An 18,364-nucleotide genomic window follows, 5' to 3' on the forward strand; every position below is an offset into this window, starting at 1 on the left:
TCGCTCCTTCATTGTGCGGCGAGCGTCGCCGACGGGACGATCTGATATTCGAGCTGCGCCCAGCTCTGCGCGACGTCGCGTTCGAGATCGAGCACTTGCAGACGCGCATCGAGCCGCGCGCGGCGCGCGGCGAACGCGTCGGCGAGCGAGCCCGCGCCCGCGCGATACGCGGCGTCGGCAAGCCGCACGCGCTCGTCGGCCGCGGGCAGCAGCGATCGATCGAGCTCGGCGAGCCGCGCGCGGCCGCTCGCGAGCGTCGCCGACTGCGTGCGAATGTCCGCCTCGACCTGCCGCCGCGCGTCCTCGTACATCAGCCGCGCCTTCGTTGCGAGCGCGCGCTTCTGCGAGACGTCGCGATCCTGCCGGTCGCGACGATCGATCGGCAGCGGAATCGTGACGCCGATCGACACCATGTTCGCGTACGGCGCGCCGCGCTGCTGATACGCGATCTCCCACGTCCAGTTCGGGCGGCGCTCGCTGCTCGCGACGGCGACATCGGCGTCGGCAACCGCCACGTCGTCGTCCGCCGCGATGAGCGTCGGCTGCACGTGGCTCAGTTCGTCCGGAGGCAGCGACGGCACGAACGACACCGGCGCGGGCGGCTCGCCCGACACGTCGGATACCGGCACGGCGGTCCAGCGCGACAAGCCGATCAATGCGGTGTCGAACGCCTGCTGAGCGTTCGATTGGCGGTCGCGCGTCTGCGCGAGCAGCGCGCGCGCCTGCACCGCGTCGGCGGCCGTCGCCTTCGCGCCGCGATAGGCGGCCTGCGTCGCGGCAAGTTCGCGGCTCATCTCGTCGACGAGCTCGCGCTGCAGCGCGAGCGCCTTCTTCGCATAGGCCGCGTTGAGCCACGCGACCGCCGTCTGCCGGCGCACGCTTGCGAGTTGCAGCAGATAGCCGGCGCGCTCGCGGCCGACGACTTCGTTCGCGAGCGCGGTGCGCAGCCGGCGCTTGTCGCCCGACACCCATTCCTGCGCGATGCCGATGCGGCGCATCGTCATCGATTCCTGACCGATCGTGAAGCGTTGCGGGCCGTCGATCGGCAGATTGTCGATGCCGGCCTTGAGCATCGGATCAGGCAGCTGCCCGGCTTTGACGGCGGCCTCGGCGCTCGCCTGGACGGAAGCCTGCGCCGCCTGCATCGCCGCCGATCGATCGGTCGCCGATTGCAATGCGGCGTCGAGCGTGAAAGGCGCCGGTTGAGCGAACGCGGCGGCCGCGCTCGCGAAAGTGAGCGCCGCGACGAGCGTGCGCGCGCGCAGGCGCGCACGCCGGCCACGCGGCGCGCGATATGTCGAATACATGTGCTGAACCCCAGCGATGGAATCCCGAACGGATTCCGCGTCCCGAGTGCGGGACGAACCCGCCGCATGTGCGGCGAACCTGTCGGAGCGGGGTTAGGCGGTGCGCGGAGGTCGCCACAATCCGCCCGGCTCGCGGACGGTAAGCGACTTCGCGTAATGGAAGACGACCTGACGGCTCTCGCCCGCGGGGCGGACTACGTCAGACGCCGGCATCGGATGATAGAGGCTGCCGAACTGGCACTGCACCATGACTTTGCAGAAGACGATCTTCGCTTTGCCGGTCTTGCCGGCAGCCGTCGATTTCATCGATTCGCAGTCCTGCGACGGCGGCATCGCGCCGTCGACGCCCATCGACATCGTCTGCTGCATCGGGCAATCGCCGACGAGGCCGCTCGCCGCCAGCCCGGTCAAGGGCAGCGTCGCGCACCACAGCAGCACGAGAAGCAGGCGAAGGATCTTCATCGCGCAAGAGTATAGCGCAGCGAATGTGCATCGTTCGTCACGATCGTATCGAATGTTGCTTGCAATCGGGTTGCGGGTTGCGCATCGCTTGTCCGGCATCGCATCGCGTCTCGTCGAGCCGAGCCAATCGGATCGCGCCCGTGCGTCGCGACGCCGCGCACGGCTCACAGCACGACGGGCGCGCTCGACAGCTCGTCGCCCGGCGCCTTGCGCGCCGGATAGTGCCGCGCGAGCAACGCGGTGACGCGCTCGATTCCGTGGATCGAGCCCGCTTCGAAGCGGCCGCGGCGAAATTCCGCCTCCATCGCGCGGCACACCTCCTCCCAGTCGTCGCTGTCGACGCGCGCGTGTATCCCGCGATCGGCGACGATCTCGACGTCGTGATCGGCGAGCAGCAGATAGATGAGCACGCCGTTGTTGTGCTCGGTATCCCAGACGCGCAGTTCGGAAAACACGTCGATCGCCCGTTCGCGCGCGCTCACGCCCTTGAAGAGCGCCGACGCGTGCAGCGCCCCCTCGACCGCGAAGCGAAGCTGGCCGACGTGCTTCTCGTGGCTCGCCTCGACCGCGTGCCCGATCTTGCGGAGCGTGCGCTTCGGAAACGCCGCGGCGACGCGCCAGCGTGTCATCAGCAGATGCCTCGCGATTCGTCCGATATCCATCACCACCTCCCGGACGCGCCGCCGCCGCCGAAACCGCCGCCGCCGCCGCGAAAGCCGCCCTGCCCGCCGCCCCAGCCGCCGCGCCCGCCGATGAACGGCCCACCGACGCGCGCGCCCATTCCGCCGCCGAACAGCGTGAAGAAGAGCGCGATCGCGGCCGCCGCGATCGCGACGAGCAGCGCGCCGGACAACAGCCACGCGACGAAGCCGACCACGCCGCCCGTGACCACCGAGCCCGCGAGCCGGCCGAATATCGCGCGCAGCACGCCGCCCGCGGCGATCGCCATCACGAACAGCACGGGCAACAAGCGGCCGAGCCCGCCATCCTCACCGCGGCGCGGGCGCGGCGGCGGCAGCGGCTCGCCTTCGATCACGCGCATCATGCTGCCGACGCCCGCCGAAATTGCGCCGTAGAAATCGCCGCGCCGCAAGCTCGGCACGATGACCTCGTCGATGATCCGATGGCTCGTCGCGTCGGTCAGCAAGCCTTCGAGGCCGTAGCCGACTTCGATGCGCAGCGTGCGATCGTTCTTCGCGACGATGAGCAGCGCGCCGTCGTCGACGTTCGCGCGGCCGAGCTTCCATTGCTCGACGACGCGGATCGAATACTGCTCGATCGTCTCGGGCTGCGTCGTCGGCACGATCAGCACGGCGATCTGGCTGCCCTTGCGCGCCTCGAAATCCTTCAGCGACTGCTCGAGCGTCGCGCGCTCGGCGTCCGTCAGCGTGCCCGTCTCGTCCGTCACGCGCGCGGCGAGAGGCGGCACCGACTGCTCGGCGCGGCACGCTCCGCCGCCGAGCGACGCGAACGTAAGGATGGCGAAGCACGCCGCACGAAAGAGCTTCAATTCGACGCTCCGGCAGCGGGCGCGGGCGCCGGCGTGTTCCCGAAATCGACGCGCGGCGGCCTCGAGATCTCCGCTTCGTTCGCGACCGAGAAGTTCGGTTTTTCCTTGTAGCCGAACGCCATCGCGGTCAGGTTGCTCGGGAACGAGCGTATCGTCGTGTTGTACGCCTGCACCGAGCGGATGTAGCGGTTGCGCGCGACCGCGATGCGGTTTTCGGTGCCTTCGAGCTGCGCCTGCAGATCGCGGAAATTCGCGTCCGACTTCAGTTGCGGATAATTCTCCGACACGACGAGCAGGCGCGACAGCGACGACGTCAGTTGCCCTTGCGCCGCCTCGAATTTCGCGAACGCCTGCGGATCGGACAGCAGCTCCGGCGTCGCGCGAAGCGAGCCGACCTGCGCGCGCGCCTCGGTGACGCGGGTGAGCACTTCGCGCTCCTGATTCGCGTAGCCCTTCACGGTATTGACGAGATTCGGCACGAGGTCCGCGCGCCGCTGATACTGATTCAGCACTTCCGACCAGCTCGCGCTCACTTGCTCGTCCTGCACCTGGATCGCGTTGTAGCCGCAGCCGGACAACGCGAGTGAGAGCATGGCCAGCAACGCGGCCCGGAACCGAAATGACCACGCCGCCGCGGCGCGCGAGACCGAAGAGTGATGTTGCATCTGCTACCTCCGTTGCCGTTTGCCGGAAAAGCTTGCGCCACTCGCCGACGGCCGTTCCGGGATCGCCGGCTTCGGACGGCCCGTTTGAGACGAACCCTTTGGGACGGCCCGTTTGGGACGGCCTGTTTTTGGGACAGCCGATCGCGGACGGCCAGTCGTAAATCGGCTGCGCACGCTTCGAATGGATGCTACGTATGCGGTTCCCGATCAGCTTGATTTGCGTCAACGGTCGCCCAGCGCGAACGGACAGCAAAAATCGTGCGCGCGGCTCGCCTCCGTCGTTTCGGATTCGCAAGCAATGGCGCGCCGGGCCATACGCCAGCCGGCAGCCAGCAAGTAACGGGGCGCGATTGAGATAGGTCAATTCGCGCCGCCCCGCCGGCGCTACAGTGGGGCAATCATTCGCCTCCGAGTCACGCTCAGGTTCCCGACATGAAAACATGCGAGCGCTTCGCGATTGCAACGGCCCCCGCCCCGTTCGTGACGGAATTCGGGGCGGCTCGCCGCGCGCAGGCATCGGCACGGACAGAAGCCGCACGGCTCGTGCGTCGACGGCGACGGCGCGGCTGGCCGCGCATGCGTCCGCCGCCGGCCGGCTGCGATGCGCCGCGCGGAGCAAGACGATGAGCGCCGCGCACGGCCTTCGTTCGCATTGGCGATCGCGCGTCGTGATCGGCGCGCTCTTGCTCGGCGCGATCGCGGCCTTCGTGTGGCTGCCTCGCCATCGATACCACGTTCTAGGCTGGCTGCCGTATCTGTTGTTGTTCGCGTGCCCGCTCGCGCATATTTTCATGCATCGCGGCCATCGTCGCCGCACCGCTTCGGAAAGCGGTGCGCGCCTCGATTCCGAAGATGGCGATGAGCATCCCCGCTAGCAACGTCCGCTCGCGGCTTCCGTCTCCCGCGCTCGCGAAGCCGGCCGGAAAGGCGCAACATCGAACGACGATTCGCCGCCGTACGGCACGGCGATGCGATGACGCGGCGCGCCTCGACGAAACTCGCCGCCGCGGGAGCAACCGACATTCATCGACGCGACAGGAGCGCTTGTCATGCACGACGCACATGTCCATCACGATCACGACCACGGCGCGAACGAACGGCGCGACGCGGCGACGCCCGGCGCAACGGCCGTCGATCCGGTCTGCGGAATGAAGGTGCCGATCGACACGCAACGTCGACACGACTATCAGGGCCTCACGTATCGCTTCTGCAGCGACAAGTGCCTGACGGCGTTTCGCGCATCGCCGCAACGATTCGTCGGGATGCCGAAGCAGCCGGCCGGCGAAGCCGCGGCGAAGCCGGGCACGATCTACACGTGCCCGATGCACCCGCAGATACGCGCGCGCGCGCCGGGCGACTGCCCGATCTGCGGCATGGCGCTCGAGCCGCTCGCGCCGGGCGCCGGCGACGAGAGAAACCCAGAGCTCGAATCGATGACGAAGCGCTTCTGGGTCGGGCTCGTGCTGTCGGTGCCGCTCGTGCTGATGACGATGGGCAGGATGGCGCTGCCGTTCGACATCGGCGCCGTGATCGACGCGCTGTTCGCGCACTGGCCGCTGCCGCACTGGCTGGCGGCGTCGTGGTCGCAATACGCGCAGGCGGCGCTCGCGACGCCGGTCGTACTGTGGGGCGGCTGGCCGTTTCTCGTGCGCGGCTGGAAGTCCTTCGCGGCGTGGCGATTGAACATGTTCAGCCTGATCGGGCTCGGCGTCTCGGCGACCTACCTGTTCAGCGCGTTCGCGCTGCTCTTCCCCCGCGCGCTTCCGCAGGCGTTCCGCAGCGGCCATGACATCCCGCTCTATTTCGAGGCGGCGGCCGCGATCGTGACGCTCGTGCTGCTCGGCCAGGTGCTCGAGCTGCGCGCGCGCTCGCGCACCTCGAGCGCGATCCGCGATCTGCTGCAGCTCGCGCCGCACACGGCGGTGCGCGTGAAGCCCGACGGCATCGAGGAAACCGTGCCGCTGGACGCGGTCGTCGTCGGCGACACGCTGCGCGTGAAGCCCGGCTCGAAGGTGCCGGTCGACGGCGTCGTCGTCGAAGGGCACTCGAGCGTCGACGAATCGATGATCACCGGCGAACCGATGCCGGCCGAGAAGACGGAGGGCAGCGCGGTGACCGGCGCGACCGTCAACCAGACGGGCACGTTCGTGATGCGCGCGGAGAAAGTGGGCGCCGACACGCTGCTCGCGCGCATCGTGCAGATGGTCGCCGAGGCGGCACGCTCGCGCGCGCCGATCCAGAAGCTCGCCGATCAGGTGTCCGGATGGTTCGTGCTCGCCGTCATCGCGCTCGCCGCAATCGCGTTCGCCGCGTGGGCGGCACTCGGTCCGGCTCCCGCGCTCGCGAACGCGCTCGTCGTCGCGATCAGCGTGCTCATCATCGCGTGCCCGTGCGCGCTCGGCCTCGCGACGCCCGTGTCGATCATCGTCGGCGTCGGCCGAGGCGCGCGCGAAGGCGTGCTCATCAAGGATGCCGAAGCATTGGAGCTGATGGAGAAAGTCGATACGGTCGTCGTCGACAAAACCGGCACGCTGACGGAAGGCCGGCCGCGCGTGCAGACGGTCGTCGCGCTCGATCCGCATCGCGAGCACGCCCTGATCGGCTACGCGGCCAGCCTCGAAGGCGCGAGCGAGCATCCGCTCGCGCAGGCGATCGTCGAGCATGCGAAGCAGGCGGGCGCCGCGCGCGCGCCGGTCGAATCGTTCGATTCGGTGCCCGGCAAGGGCGTGAAAGGCGTGATCGACGGGCAGGCGGTCGCGCTCGGCAATGCGCGTCTGATGGCGGATCTCGCCGTGGACTGCGCGTGGGTCGAAACGGATTCGAACCGCCTGCGCGAAGCCGGCCAGACCGTGATGTACGTCGCGATCGACGGGCGGCTCGCGGGCTACGTCGGGCTCGCCGATCCGATCAAGGAGACGACGCCGGAGGCCGTGCGGCTGCTCAAGGCATCGGGCGCGAGCATCGTGATGTTGACGGGCGACAATCTCGTCACCGCGAACGCGGTCGCGAAAGCGCTGTCGCTCGACGGCGTGAAGGCGGGCGTGCTGCCCGCCGACAAATACGCGTACGTGCAGGCGCTGCAGCGGCAGGGGCACGTCGTCGCGATGGCGGGCGACGGCGTCAACGATGCGCCGGCGCTCGCGCAGGCGAACGTCGGCATTGCGATGGGCACGGGCACCGACGTCGCGATGAACAGCGCCCGGATCGTGCTCGTGAAGGGCGATCTGCGCGGCATCGCGCGGGCGCGCGCGCTCAGCGTCGCGACGATGACGAACATCCGGCAAAACCTGTTCTTCGCGTTCGTCTACAACGCGCTCGGCGTTCCGGTCGCGGCGGGCGTGCTGTATCCGTGGTTCGGCGTCACGCTGAGCCCGATCCTCGCGAGCGCCGCGATGGCGGCAAGCTCGGTGTCGGTCATCGGCAACGCGCTGCGGCTGCGTCGCGCGAAAACCTGAGCGGGCGGCGGTGCACGGCGGCGCGCGCCGCCGTGCACCGATCCCGCGAGTCAACGCGGTGTCAACCCCGTGCGTCGCTCACGGCGCGACGACAACCGGATGGAACCCGGCAGTTTCGACGATGGCGACCACGCGCTCGACACCGAGCGTCGAGCCGACTTCGACCGCTTTCGACGCGATGTCGACGGAAACGGTCGCGGCAGGATCGACGGCCGTGATCGCTTGCGTGATCGCGTTCGCGCAGCCGCCGCACGACATGTCTTTCACTTCGAGTTTCATGCTGCTTCTCCAAAAGGATGTGAGGCGATCGGAGGATGCATCTTCCCACTGTGGGAAGGTCAAGCGCTGGGGTGTGAGGTGATCGGGTGTGAGGTGATCGGGTGTTCGGGTGTTCGGGTGTTCGGGCAGTCGGGCAGTCGAAGCACGGTCGCACGGCCAATCGAACGCGAGCCCCAACGCCGACTCAAACGCGACCACCAACCGCACTACGCGCTCGACGCGGTCGCGGCGATCCCGGTGCACGATCCGCGCGCCGCGTCACGTTCCGGCGGCGCACGATCGCCACGATCGACGGGATCGACGCATGTCGCATTCCCGACATTCGCCGAGACCGCCGCGCCGCCCCCGTACGTCAACGCTGCGCCGGCGCCTGGCAGAGCGCGAGATTGTGCAGGATCGCGTCGCCCGTCGACTTGTAGTTGTCGGCATCGCAGGGCGGAAGGCCGAACGCCTCGCTGTGCTCCTGCTGCGCGCGGTAGGCGATCGTATCGGACAGCACGGCCACGCATTGCGCGCGATCGCCGCGGTGATATTCCGTGAGCGCCAGATCGCTCTTCGCCCGGTCCAGCTCGATCCAGTCCATGAAGCCGCTGCACTCGGCGAGCAGCGACGTGAGCGTCGCGCGCGCCGCGCCGTAATCGTGCGCCGCGTATTGCCGGTGCGATCGCTCGGTGCGCACGGCCCGCGACTGATCCGCGCACGCGGCGGGCGGACGCCGGTATTCGCCGTCGAACGACGCGCGCATCCCGCAAAAATCCCGGCACGCTTCGGAGCCCGACGTATCCAGCTTGACGACGCCCTGCCCGCCGGACACCGCGATCCGGCAGACATTGCCGCCGTCGTTCGCGACGCCGACGCGCCCCTTGAACGTGCCGCTCAACGCGCAGGTATGGCAGTTGCCGCCTATCGTTTCGATGTTGAAGGTATTGCCCTTGACGGTCAGCACGCCGTGCGCGCTTCCGCCTTCGACGTACAGATAGCGGCCCGCGTCCACCGCGGAGCCGGCGGCGAGCGCCGCGACGCTCGCCGACATCGCGGCCGCCGCGACCGTTGCTCGCATGCGGATTCCCCAGTTCATACGTTCCCCTTTCATCGAATTGCCGTGCAACGCGCATGCGCGGCGGCGAATCGCGCGCGCCGGTCGCGACGCGCGCGGCGTCACGCCGATTCGCCCGCCTGCAGCCGCAGCCGCCGCGCCTGCCGCGGCAACACGACGTACATGCCGGCCGCGATGTTCAGCACGAGGCCGATCGCCTGGCCGGCGAGCGGATGGCCGCCGTGGCGCAGCGGCATCGTCACCGCGCTGATCGGCAACGCGGCGAGCGTGGCCCAGCCGGCCGTCGTCAATCCGATCATCAGCGCCTGCCCGAACGACAATCGGCCGGGCGCCGGCAATGCGTGCGCGGCGAACCCCATGCGCACCGTGTATCCGGTGATCGGCAGGCAAATCGCGAAACAGACGACGAAGATCACGAGCGCGAGCGCCATCGCCTTGCCGCTCGGCGGCTGGCCGGCGACGGGAAGGGTTTGCCATATCGTCAAACCGACGATCGCCACGCCGAGAATCCACACCGGCACGCTCGCGAGCGTCTGGCGCCATATGCAGGACCACCACACCGACAGGCGTCGGCCGAGCGTCATCGACGGAAGCATCTGGAACATATCACCCCCCATTCTTGTTATCGGTTCTGCGAACGCGCGATCGCGGCGGCGTTAGACGGTTGATGCGTACGGCGGGCCGGCCTTCGCTCCGGCTCGGCGGCGCGGACAACGAAGCTGTCCGCGGCTTGGTGCGGCTCGGCGCGGCTTTACGCCGTTTCGCCTTCGCCGCGCGCCGCCCGCGCGATTGCGGCGCGGGCGTTTCATTCACGTCGGCCGCCCCGCTTGTTCGCGGCCGGGGGCGAACGTCGGTTCGCTCCCGGCCGCGCGCGGCGGCAAGCGCACGCCAGGGCGTCAGTTGCCGCCCTGGTCTTCCTTCAACTGCGGCAACCCCGACGCCTCGCCCGGCGCCAGCAGGCCGACCTGCGAGTAGATGCGCAGCTTCTCGCGCGTATCGGTGATGTCGAGGTTGCGCATCGTCAACTGGCCGATCCGGTCGCGCGGCGAGAACATCGACTGCACCTTCTCCATCGACAGGCGCTCCGGCTGGTACGTCAGGTTCGGCGAGCGCGTGGCGAGGATCGAGTAATCGTTGCCGCGGCGCAGCTCGACCGTCACCTCGCCCGTGACCGCGCGCGCGACCCAATGCTGCGCGGTCTCGCGCAGCATGATCGCCTGCGGATCGAACCAGCGGCCCTGGTACAGCAGGCGGCCGAGGCGGCGGCCGTTCTCGCGGTACTGCTCGATCGTATCCTCGTTGTGGATGCCGGTGACGAGGCGCTCGTACGCGATGTACAGCAGCGCGAGCCCCGGGGCTTCGTAGATGCCGCGGCTCTTCGCCTCGATGATCCGGTTCTCGATCTGGTCGCTCATGCCGAGGCCGTGGCGGCCGCCGATCCGGTTCGCCTCGAGCAGCAGCTCGACCGCATCCTTGTATTCGACGCCGTTCAGCGCGACCGGACGGCCCTCTTCGAAGCGGATCGTCACTTCTTCCTTGTCGATCTTCACGTCGTCGTGCCAGAACGCGACGCCCATGATCGGATTGACGATCTTGATGCCGCTCTCGAGGCTCTCGAGATCCTTCGCCTCGTGCGTCGCGCCGAGCAGGTTCGAATCGGTCGAGTACGCCTTCTCCGCCGACATCTTGTACCCGAAGCCCGCCTGGCGCATGAATTCGGACATTTCCGCGCGGCCGCCGAGCTCGTCGATGAACTGCTGGTCGAGCCACGGCTTGTAGATCTTCAGGTCCGGATTGACGAGCAGGCCGTAGCGGTAGAAGCGCTCGATGTCGTTGCCCTTGTACGTGCTGCCGTCGCCCCAGATGTTGACGCCGTCTTCCTTCATCGCGGCGACGAGCATCGTGCCCGTCACGGCGCGGCCAATCGGGGTCGTATTGAAATACGTGACGCCGGCCGTCGAGATGTGGAACGCGCCGCACTGGAGCGCCGCGATCCCCTCGGCCACGAGCTGCGCGCGGCAGTCGATCAGGCGCGCGCCTTCGGCGCCGTACTGGATCGCGCGCTTCGGGATCGAGTCGTAGTCGTCTTCGTCGGGCTGGCCGAGGTTGGCCGTGTACGCGTAAGGAACGGCTCCCTTGATGCGCATCCAGTGCAGCGCGGCGCTCGTGTCGAGGCCGCCGGAGAACGCGATGCCGACCTTCTGGCCGGCCGGGAGATTTTCAAGAATCGTGGTCATGACGAAAACCGTTCAATCAGTTGGAAGGGGGAATTTGGCGGAATCCAAGAGTATCGGCTGTGCCTGATTATGAGGCAAGTCTCGCGCGCGGCGCGGCCGGCCGGAGATTCGGGGCGTTCGGCGCGGAGAATCGGCGGCCGTGCCGCGATTCGGCGGGCCGCGCGGGCGCGGCCGGAAGGCCGCCGCGGCCCGGCTGGAAGGGCTTTGCGGGGGATCGGCTAGGGATCTGCTCGGGATCGGCCGAGAGCGGGCGATGCGTCGCGCCTGGCTCGGCGATGCGCCTGCGGCTCGAACCATCCTGCGAGCGCTTTGCGGCGGCCAAAGGATTGGATTCGGCCGGGATCGATCGGCGGTTCGACTCGGACTCAACCCGAGTTCGAATCGGGCTCGAGTCGAGTCCGAGTCGGGAGCGATCCGCGTTGGCTCCGCGTTCCGGGCGGAACCGGGCGGATTCGACGTGTCTTCCTGACGGTGATCGCACAAGGCCCGAGAGCCGCTCAGCGGCACGGCAGCGGGCCGGCGGCCAGACATCCGTCGGCCCGCCGCGCCGGTCGACGCGGAAATCGGCCGCCGTCGAGCGCCGCCGACGCGCGTTCGGGCGTCAGGCACGTGGGCGCACGGAGCAGCCGATCGCCGAGCCCCGACCGACGCGCGTCCGAACCGGCCATGCCGACGCCGGCGGTCGGCCAAGCCGCGACGAGCACTCCTGGAACGAAATTCATCCGGCCGCCTTGTTTCAGATTTCACCGCGCGCCGCCCGTCGATAATCCCCGCACGCTGCAATGGCGAGGAATGGCGAGGAAGCGCGTCATGTGACGCCCGATGCGCATCGAAATGTTCAACGATCGCGGCAAGAAAACGGCGATGGTCTCGATCGAACAGGCGGCGGCGCTGCTCGATACCGAGGACGTGGATGCCGCGATCCGGTACCTGAGCCAGTTGCGCGCGTCGATGCGGCCGCGATTCCGGAAGTCCCGCCGCGCTCGCCGCAGTACGCGACGAAAATAAAGCCATGCTGGCACATCGAAAAGCACCGCCGTACGACGGCGCCGTTTTGTTCGTGCAGCGCACCGAGCTCGGCCGGGCGAGCTTAGCGTTGCCGACGCATAGCCTCGCGAAGCTGCACGAATCGCTCACGCGCCATCTCGAGTCGGAGCAGTCGATGATCCGCACGATTCGCGGCTACGGCATCGTGAAGATCTGCTTCCAGCCGGGCGTGACATCCGCACGGCCGCCGCGCACGTGGCGTCGGCATCGCAGACCGTGCTCAAGCAGATGCCGCCCGGCACGACGCCGCCGCCGATTCTGAACGGCAACGCGTCGACGGTGCCCGTGCCGTAGATCGGCGAAGTCGCGCGCGAGCAGGAGCGTGTCGCCGTTCGCGCACTTCGGCCGTCGCGCGCACGACAGGCGCGACCTGATCGCCCCCGGTCTTCAGCGCATGATCGAGCGTCGTTCCTTCGCGATACGCCGCCGGCACAGGCGGAAACGCGAGCACGCCGCCCGCGATATGCGCGCCGTTCGCCGGAAAGAAGCCGTAATAGTTCGCGTACATCCGCTCGTGATCGAGCCGGTGATGAATCGCGTCGGCGGTTTCGCCGTCAGGCATCGCATTGCGTTGCAATAGATCATCTACCAGTCGATCACGCGCGACATCGGCCTCGCGCTTCATGTCGTACGTGATCGCCGTCACGATGCGCCGCGCGCGCAGTGAACCGCATCAGCCCGCCGCGCGCTGTCCCTTTCCAGTCGCGCCCCGATCGCCGCACGTGCGCGCGGACGCATTCGCAGGCGCTTTGCAAGCGCCACCGGCAGCATCGGCCGCGCGCCGTTCGCTTTCGATGGCCTTCCGTATCAGCGTCACGTCGGCGATCGGGCCGCCTTCGCCCTGCACCTTTGCGTACGACATCGCCGGCGCGAACAAACTGGCCGCCAGCACCATTGCGCTCACCGTCCGCTTCATCGCCAACCCCACTCTCGTCTCGTCGGTTCGTTGCCCGTCGCACCGCACACACGGGGCATACGTTGCGTGCGCCATCCGTGAACCCGACGATAGCAACGCGCACAAGACGTTTCGCGAACAGCGGCATGAACAATTATTTAGATATCCGCTCTAAATCTCAAGGCACTGTTTCGCGGATGCGCGTGGATGAAACTCGCGTCACTCGTGCGTTGCCGTTTCGACACATCGCGACGCTTAAGCCTTCATTCCGCGATCGGCGCCTCGGCCGGCATCGCCGGGCAATCCAACGGCTGCCCGAATCGGAGCATCGAATACATGAAGGAGTCGCAGATGAAATTCCCGGTCTGCACGCTCGCCTGCACGTTCGCGCTGACGCTCGGCGCCGCCGCGCACGCCGCGCCGAAGCTCACGCCCGCGCAATGTTCGGACTACCCGTTCGCGCACACGAACGGGCCCGTCACGCGAGCGCAATTGATGAACGAATTGTCCGAACTGGAATCGGTCGGCTACAACCCTTCCGCCGGCGACGAGAACGGCTACCCCGACGACATCGACGATGCGCAGCAAAAGCTGATGCAGAAATATCAGACGGATTGCGTCGGCGCGGGCGGCTCGATCTCGTCGAACGGCAACTGACGGCGGTGCGTACGCCCGCGCATGCCGTTACCCGCGGCACGGTGCGGCGGCCCGAGCGGCCGCGTGTGCGATCCGCCGCCCGCCGCCCGCCGCCCGTCGCACGTCGCACGTCGCACGTCGCACGTCGCACGTCGCACATCGCGCGAGCGCGCGTCACGCGTCGTCCGGTTCCTTCTGCCGCAGCGTGACGAATTCCTCGGCGGCGGTCGGATGGATGCCGACCGTCTCGTCGAATTGCGCCTTCGTCGCGCCTGCGCGAATCGCGATCGCGACGCCCTGGATGATTTCCGCCGCATCGCGCCCGACCATGTGCGCGCCGACCACGCGCTGGCTGTCGCGCGCGACGACGAGCTTCATGAACGTCTTCTCGTCGCGGCCGGACAGCGTGTGCCGCAGCGCGCGAAACGACGTCTTGTAGATGTCGAGCGCGCCGAACTCGGCGCGCGCGTCCGCCTCGGTGAGCCCGACCGTCGCGACCTCCGGCTGGCTGAACACGGCGGAAGGAATGTACCGATGGTCGGCCGCGATCCGCTTGCCGCCGAACAGGTTCGCCGCGAGCAGCATGGCGTCGCGCGTCGCGACGGGCGTGAGTTGCGGACGGGCGGTGACGTCGCCGATCGCGTGGATCGACGGCGCCGTCGTCGTCGAATACGCATCGACTTCGATCGCGCCGCGCGCATCGCGCGCGACGCCGGCCGCCTCGAGCCCGAGCGCGTCGCAATTCGCGACGCGCCCCGTCGCGTACAGCACCGCGTCGTACGGCCCGTACGCGCCCGTCGCGAGCTTGAGCGTCAGCGCGCCGTCGGCGCCGCGCTCGATCGCCTCGACGCTCGAGCGCGTGTGGATCGCGACGCCGTGCTTCGTCATCTCGTCGTGCAGCACGCGCCGCACGTCGTCGTCGAAGCCGCGCAGGATCTGCTCGCCGCGATAGAACAGGTCGACGTCGGCGCCGAGCCCGTCGAAGATGCCCGCGAACTCGACCGCGATGTAACCGCCGCCGACGATCGCGATCCGCCCGGGCAGCTCGGGCAGGCTGAGCGCCTCGCGCGACGTGATCGCGTGCTCGATGCCGGGAATCGGCGGCATGACGGGCCGCGAGCCCGTCGCGACGCCGATGTGCCGCGCGGTAACGCGGCGCCCCGCGACGTCGACCGTGTGCGCGTCGACGAGCGTCGCGCGCCCCGCATGGATCTCGACGCCCGATTTGTTCAGCAGATCGACGTAGACGCCGCTCAGGCGCGCGATCTCGCGATCCTTCGCTTCGATGAGCGTCGGCCACGAGAACAAACCGATGTCGAAGGTCCAGCCGAAGCCGGCCGCATCCTCGACGTCATGGCCGTAATGCGATGCATAGACAAGCAGTTTTTTCGGAATGCATCCGCGCAGCACGCAGGTGCCGCCGATCTGCTCTTCCTCGGCGATGCCGACGCGCGCACCGTAGGATGCCGCGACCCGGCCGAGGCGCACGCCGCCCGAGCCCGCGCCGATGACAAAGAGATCGTAATCGAATTCCATGGCGTCGCCTGATCAAAGCCTCGATGACCCGACGATAGCAAGATTTCGCCTTTCGTGCGGCCGCGAGCGCGCGTACTGTCATGCACCGCAATCATCTGTGGATTGCGCGCGGCGAAAAAAAAGCGGAAGGCGATGCCTTCCGCTTCGTGTCGCGCGAGATGCCGGATCTTCGCGCCGACGCGTCACGCCTGCGATGCGTCGCTGTCCGGCGCGGCGGCGTTCTCGCCGTCCGCCGCTTCGTCGTCCTTCTTTTTCTCGACGAGATTCTCGAGCGCCTCGGCGCCCTTGAAGCCGCCAACCGCGGCCGCGGCCTTCGTCAGCAGGCCGGCATCCGGATCGACCTTCTCGGCTGCCTCGACGGCCGCCACCGCGCCTGCAATCTCACCTACCGTATTCAAGATTCCCATCGCAATCACCGTTTAGGTTGAACGTGAGCGAGCATGATTGCATGGACATTCATGCAGCGCCGCGTTTTGTAACATTCGGTAGCGCCCGTTACTCCGGGCGCCACCGCTCGCGAGAGCCGATGCGCGAAACATCGGCGAAGGCGCGCTCCGGCGGACGACAGCGAACCAGGCACGCACGCGCGGCGCGATCGGCGACGATCGCGAAGCCGCGCGCAAGCAGCTTAGCTCACTCCCGCCCGCGCAACTGTCAAACTATGTCGGATGGTTTTCGTCCGGCTTTCATTCGCAGGAATCCTCTACTTTCCCGCGAGCGGCACTACGCGCGGCGCGCGCCGCGCGCACGCTTGGGCTCATTCGCTTGCGCCGGATGCGGGCGCGGCCGCCACGGCGCCGGTGCTCGCCGGCACGTCGGATGCGGCGGCCGCCGCGACGGCCGCATCGTTGGTCTTGCTGCTCACTTCGTCGTCGTCCGTTCTCGTGCACGCGGCGATCAGCAACACCGCGATCATCGATGCAGCCCACGCGTAACGCTTCATCCTGTCGCTCCCGCAAGAATTGGAATCGTCGGAAAACGGCCGGCTGCGCGCTGCGAACGGCCGCACGCGCCGGCTACCTGAAAAACGCCATCTGCACGACCTTCACGATCACGAGCCCGACCGCGAGCACCAGATAGCCGCGCAGCACGCCCATCCAGATGCGCGTCGACATCGTGATCCGCGGCGCGGGCAGCGTGTCGAGCGGCGGCATCCGCCACGTGTCGCGCAGGCTGCGGTCGACGGCCGGCTCGGCCGGCTCGATGCCGCGCTTGCGCAGCGCGAGTGTCGCGACGTAGCCCGCCGCCGCGAGCAGCGTGCCGCCCGCGAGCACCTCGAGCATCGTCTCGCCGCTCATGTCCGGATACATCACGGACGCCGTCAGGATAATCGACAACATCACGAGCACCCAAATCACCGCGCCCGTGAACAGATTCAGTTTCGTCGAGTTGACCCACGGGCCGAGCACCGCCTTGTCGTTGCACAGCAGCAGCAGGAACACGGTCGCGCTCGGCAGCAACACGCCCGCGAGCGTCTGCACCGCTTCCGTGAGCAGCCCGAGCGGGCTGCCCGGAATCAGCACGAGCGCGGCCGCCGCGGCAACGATGCCGAAATAGACCAAGTAGAAGCCCTTCGCGTCCGACACGCTGCGATGAAGCGAGTGACGGATCTTGAACACGTCGCCGATCGCGTACGCGGTCGCGAGCGACACCGCCGCCGCGCCGATGATCGACGCGTCGAGCAGCGCGATCGCGAAGAGCGTCGCGCTCGTGTGGCCCGCGTACTTCGCGAGGCCCGCGATCACGCCGCCCGCGTCGGTGAAGTTGCCCGCCTCGGGGCGTCCCTCGAACAGCGCCGCACAGAACGCGATCATCGCGATCGCGCCGATCATCACGAACACGATGCCGATCCACAGGTCCACCTTCTCGTATTTCATGAAGCGCGGCGTGATCCGCTTGTCGATCACGTAGCTTTGCTGAAAGAACAGCTGCCATGGCGCGATCGTCGTGCCGACGATGCCGATCACGAGCAGCATCACGTCGGAGAGCTTCGCGTGCGTCGGCCAACCCGGCACGAACAGGTCGCGCGTCATCTGATGCACGGGCGGATGGATCGATACGAGCACCGGCACGAGCAGCAGGCTCAGCAGGCAGAGCACGACCGCAAAGCGCTCGAACCGGCGAAAATCGCCCGTACTGACGGCCGCCATCGTGAGCGCCGCGGCAATGCACACCCCCGCAACCTTCGACACGCCGAAGAAGTCGAGCACGAACGTGATGCCGATGAACTCGGTGACGATCGTGAGCGCGTTCAGGATGAAGAGGTCGATCACGCTGAACGCGCCCCAGAACTTGCCGAAGCGCTCGAAGATGAGGCGTGCGTGACCGACGCCCGTGACGGCGCCGAGACGCAGCACCATCTCCTGATTCACGAACAGCACGGGCACGAGCAACAGCAGCGTCCACAAGAGCGTCGTGCCATAGTTCTGGCCCGCTTGCGTATAAGTGCCGAACGCGCCGGCGTCGTTGTCGCCGACCATCACGATGAGGCCCGGCCCGAGAATCGCGAGCAGCGTGCGCAAACGCGCCCACCAGTTGCTGCGAGGCGCGGTGTCGTGATGCGCGATCGTGCCGAGCGCGCCCTTGATGTCGCCGATGTGCGCGTGATCGAGGACCGCGCTGCGCTCGACGGCGATGGGGGGCGAGACGTCGGTTGGCGTGGACATATGGGTTCTCCCCGGTAGGTATGGTTTTCGTCGGCGCGCATCCCCGGCATGCGCGAAGCGCAAGCACCGCGACGCGGCGCCGCGCTCGGCGCATGCCGAAGCGCATCGAGTTTCAGGAAATCAGCGCTTTCAGACGCTGCCAGAACGAGACGGCCGCCGGCTTGCCGGCGGATTCGAGCGACAGCATCGCGTCGTAGTGGACGCGCGATTCCTGGACGTGCGGCAGTTGCGACAGAAGCAGACCGAATTGCATGATGATTCTCCGGGCGCGGGTTCTCGCGCATGGCGGGAAGCCGCGTGCCCGAATCTCATGCGCGCGATGCGCTTATCGATCGAGCCCCACGCGCTTCCCTTGATGATCGAAATCGAAAAGATCGAGGGTGCGGCATATGGGATAACTGTCACAGTCCGGCATGTCGGCTCCTTGTCTGACGGTTGGCTTACCGCGTGCACGCATGCACGACGAGCGCGCACGCGAACACGCGCGCTCGACGCGCCGTCATGCGAAGCATGCGGCAGCGCCGAGCGAACGCGCGCCGCGAACCGGGGTTCGCGGCGAATGCCGAACGGGCGCGCGAAAACGCAGCGCTCATGCGGCGCGAATCAAGGGTG

At 68.0% G+C, this 18,364-nt stretch carries 20 protein-coding genes; 6 read left to right on the forward strand and 14 right to left on the reverse strand.

Annotated elements, in window-relative coordinates; genetic code table 11:
* Positions 1-8: 8 nt before the first annotated feature.
* The 5 genes from WS78_RS18300 to WS78_RS18325 form a co-directional block, all read right to left on the reverse strand.
* Positions 9-1,307, reverse strand: a complete 1,299-nt coding sequence (locus tag WS78_RS18300; protein WP_059578318.1) for a TolC family protein — start codon at positions 1,305-1,307, stop codon at positions 9-11.
* A gap of 93 nt (positions 1,308-1,400) precedes the next feature.
* A complete protein-coding gene (locus tag WS78_RS18310; RefSeq protein ID WP_038748341.1) occupies positions 1,401-1,769 on the reverse strand; it encodes a hypothetical protein in 369 nt (122 codons plus the stop codon).
* A gap of 164 nt (positions 1,770-1,933) precedes the next feature.
* The gene (locus WS78_RS18315) at positions 1,934-2,431 is read right to left on the reverse strand and encodes a TPM domain-containing protein (protein WP_038748342.1); all 498 of its coding nucleotides are present in this window, start codon (positions 2,429-2,431) and stop codon (positions 1,934-1,936) included.
* Positions 2,431-3,279, reverse strand: a complete 849-nt coding sequence (locus WS78_RS18320; protein WP_059578315.1) for a TPM domain-containing protein — start codon at positions 3,277-3,279, stop codon at positions 2,431-2,433. Before WS78_RS18320 ends, WS78_RS18315 begins: the two co-directional genes overlap by 1 nt.
* A complete protein-coding gene (locus WS78_RS18325; protein ID WP_059578311.1) occupies positions 3,276-3,944 on the reverse strand; it encodes a LemA family protein in 669 nt (222 codons plus the stop codon). The genes WS78_RS18320 and WS78_RS18325 overlap by 4 nt, the downstream gene beginning before the upstream one ends.
* 668 nt (positions 3,945-4,612) lie before the next feature.
* On the opposite strand from WS78_RS18325, the gene WS78_RS18330 reads away from it, so the two are divergent.
* The gene (locus WS78_RS18330; protein ID WP_226377167.1) at positions 4,613-4,819 is read left to right on the forward strand and encodes a DUF2933 domain-containing protein; all 207 of its coding nucleotides are present in this window, start codon (positions 4,613-4,615) and stop codon (positions 4,817-4,819) included.
* A 174-nt stretch (positions 4,820-4,993) separates the two neighbouring features.
* Positions 4,994-7,399: a heavy metal translocating P-type ATPase gene (locus WS78_RS18335; protein WP_059578307.1), complete on the forward strand. Its 2,406-nt coding sequence runs from the start codon at positions 4,994-4,996 to the stop codon at positions 7,397-7,399.
* 78 nt (positions 7,400-7,477) lie between these two features.
* Here the strand turns inward: WS78_RS18335 and WS78_RS18340 are convergent, their stop codons facing one another.
* From WS78_RS18340 to argG, 4 genes are all read right to left on the reverse strand, one after another.
* Positions 7,478-7,678 carry a heavy-metal-associated domain-containing protein gene (locus tag WS78_RS18340; protein WP_038748349.1) on the reverse strand — a complete coding sequence of 67 codons (201 nt, stop codon included), beginning with the start codon at positions 7,676-7,678 and terminating at the stop codon, positions 7,478-7,480.
* A 352-nt stretch (positions 7,679-8,030) separates the two neighbouring features.
* The gene (locus tag WS78_RS18345) at positions 8,031-8,738 is read right to left on the reverse strand and encodes a hypothetical protein (RefSeq protein WP_059578396.1); all 708 of its coding nucleotides are present in this window, start codon (positions 8,736-8,738) and stop codon (positions 8,031-8,033) included.
* Between the two features lie 98 nt (positions 8,739-8,836).
* Positions 8,837-9,340 (reverse strand): hypothetical protein, encoded by a 504-nt coding sequence (locus WS78_RS18350; protein WP_038748353.1) that lies wholly within the window; start codon positions 9,338-9,340, stop codon positions 8,837-8,839.
* A gap of 291 nt (positions 9,341-9,631) precedes the next feature.
* Entirely contained in the window at positions 9,632-10,972 is a 1,341-nt protein-coding gene (argG, locus tag WS78_RS18355; protein WP_038748355.1) for an argininosuccinate synthase, read from the reverse strand.
* Between the two features lie 822 nt (positions 10,973-11,794).
* Between argG and WS78_RS37130 the strand changes: the two genes are divergently transcribed.
* The 4 genes from WS78_RS37130 to WS78_RS18380 all read left to right on the forward strand — a co-directional run bounded on the left by WS78_RS37130 (position 11,795) and on the right by WS78_RS18380 (position 13,571).
* A complete protein-coding gene (locus tag WS78_RS37130; RefSeq protein ID WP_197419452.1) occupies positions 11,795-11,980 on the forward strand; it encodes a hypothetical protein in 186 nt (61 codons plus the stop codon).
* A 361-nt stretch (positions 11,981-12,341) separates the two neighbouring features.
* Complete coding sequence (locus tag WS78_RS37140) at positions 12,342-12,599, forward strand: hypothetical protein (protein ID WP_082745238.1); 258 nt, start codon at positions 12,342-12,344, stop codon at positions 12,597-12,599.
* A 43-nt stretch (positions 12,600-12,642) separates the two neighbouring features.
* The gene (locus WS78_RS36035; RefSeq protein WP_156437530.1) at positions 12,643-13,089 is read left to right on the forward strand and encodes a hypothetical protein; all 447 of its coding nucleotides are present in this window, start codon (positions 12,643-12,645) and stop codon (positions 13,087-13,089) included.
* 176 nt (positions 13,090-13,265) lie between these two features.
* Positions 13,266-13,571 carry a DUF4148 domain-containing protein gene (locus WS78_RS18380; RefSeq protein WP_038748633.1) on the forward strand — a complete coding sequence of 102 codons (306 nt, stop codon included), beginning with the start codon at positions 13,266-13,268 and terminating at the stop codon, positions 13,569-13,571.
* A 153-nt stretch (positions 13,572-13,724) separates the two neighbouring features.
* Here WS78_RS18380 and gor read toward each other — a convergent pair whose 3' ends face one another.
* From gor to WS78_RS37145, 5 genes are all read right to left on the reverse strand, one after another.
* Positions 13,725-15,086, reverse strand: coding sequence for a glutathione-disulfide reductase (gene gor / locus WS78_RS18385; protein WP_059578286.1), 1,362 nt, complete (start codon positions 15,084-15,086; stop codon positions 13,725-13,727).
* Positions 15,087-15,268: 182 nt separating this feature from the next.
* Positions 15,269-15,493, reverse strand: coding sequence for a hypothetical protein (locus WS78_RS18390; protein ID WP_038748363.1), 225 nt, complete (start codon positions 15,491-15,493; stop codon positions 15,269-15,271).
* Between the two features lie 350 nt (positions 15,494-15,843).
* A complete protein-coding gene (locus tag WS78_RS18400) occupies positions 15,844-16,029 on the reverse strand; it encodes a hypothetical protein (RefSeq protein WP_038748365.1) in 186 nt (61 codons plus the stop codon).
* A gap of 73 nt (positions 16,030-16,102) precedes the next feature.
* A complete protein-coding gene (locus WS78_RS18405) occupies positions 16,103-17,752 on the reverse strand; it encodes an NRAMP family divalent metal transporter (protein WP_038748366.1) in 1,650 nt (549 codons plus the stop codon).
* Between the two features lie 112 nt (positions 17,753-17,864).
* Entirely contained in the window at positions 17,865-18,005 is a 141-nt protein-coding gene (locus WS78_RS37145; protein WP_038748367.1) for a hypothetical protein, read from the reverse strand.
* Positions 18,006-18,364: the final 359 nt, after the last annotated feature.

It is taken from the genome of Burkholderia savannae (assembly GCF_001524445.2).
In the GTDB taxonomy this organism is placed as follows: domain Bacteria; phylum Pseudomonadota; class Gammaproteobacteria; order Burkholderiales; family Burkholderiaceae; genus Burkholderia; species Burkholderia savannae.

Coding starts and splice junctions, on each gene's coding strand:
- WS78_RS18300 (WP_059578318.1), bottom strand. CDS start 1,307: ATGTATTCGACATATCGCGCGCCGCGTGGCCGGCGTGCGCGCCTGCGC.
- WS78_RS18310 (WP_038748341.1), bottom strand. CDS start 1,769: ATGAAGATCCTTCGCCTGCTTCTCGTGCTGCTGTGGTGCGCGACGCTG.
- WS78_RS18315 (WP_038748342.1), bottom strand. CDS start 2,431: ATGGATATCGGACGAATCGCGAGGCATCTGCTGATGACACGCTGGCGC.
- WS78_RS18325 (WP_059578311.1), bottom strand. CDS start 3,944: ATGCAACATCACTCTTCGGTCTCGCGCGCCGCGGCGGCGTGGTCATTT.
- WS78_RS18335 (WP_059578307.1), top strand. CDS start 4,994: ATGCACGACGCACATGTCCATCACGATCACGACCACGGCGCGAACGAA.
- WS78_RS18340 (WP_038748349.1), bottom strand. CDS start 7,678: ATGAAACTCGAAGTGAAAGACATGTCGTGCGGCGGCTGCGCGAACGCG.
- WS78_RS18345 (WP_059578396.1), bottom strand. CDS start 8,738: ATGCGAGCAACGGTCGCGGCGGCCGCGATGTCGGCGAGCGTCGCGGCG.
- WS78_RS18350 (WP_038748353.1), bottom strand. CDS start 9,340: ATGTTCCAGATGCTTCCGTCGATGACGCTCGGCCGACGCCTGTCGGTG.
- argG (WP_038748355.1), bottom strand. CDS start 10,972: ATGACCACGATTCTTGAAAATCTCCCGGCCGGCCAGAAGGTCGGCATC.
- WS78_RS37130 (WP_197419452.1), top strand. CDS start 11,795: ATGCGCATCGAAATGTTCAACGATCGCGGCAAGAAAACGGCGATGGTC.
- WS78_RS36035 (WP_156437530.1), top strand. CDS start 12,643: ATGTCGTACGTGATCGCCGTCACGATGCGCCGCGCGCGCAGTGAACCG.
- WS78_RS18380 (WP_038748633.1), top strand. CDS start 13,266: ATGAAATTCCCGGTCTGCACGCTCGCCTGCACGTTCGCGCTGACGCTC.
- gor (WP_059578286.1), bottom strand. CDS start 15,086: ATGGAATTCGATTACGATCTCTTTGTCATCGGCGCGGGCTCGGGCGGC.
- WS78_RS18390 (WP_038748363.1), bottom strand. CDS start 15,493: ATGGGAATCTTGAATACGGTAGGTGAGATTGCAGGCGCGGTGGCGGCC.
- WS78_RS18400 (WP_038748365.1), bottom strand. CDS start 16,029: ATGAAGCGTTACGCGTGGGCTGCATCGATGATCGCGGTGTTGCTGATC.
- WS78_RS18405 (WP_038748366.1), bottom strand. CDS start 17,752: ATGTCCACGCCAACCGACGTCTCGCCCCCCATCGCCGTCGAGCGCAGC.
- WS78_RS37145 (WP_038748367.1), bottom strand. CDS start 18,005: ATGCAATTCGGTCTGCTTCTGTCGCAACTGCCGCACGTCCAGGAATCG.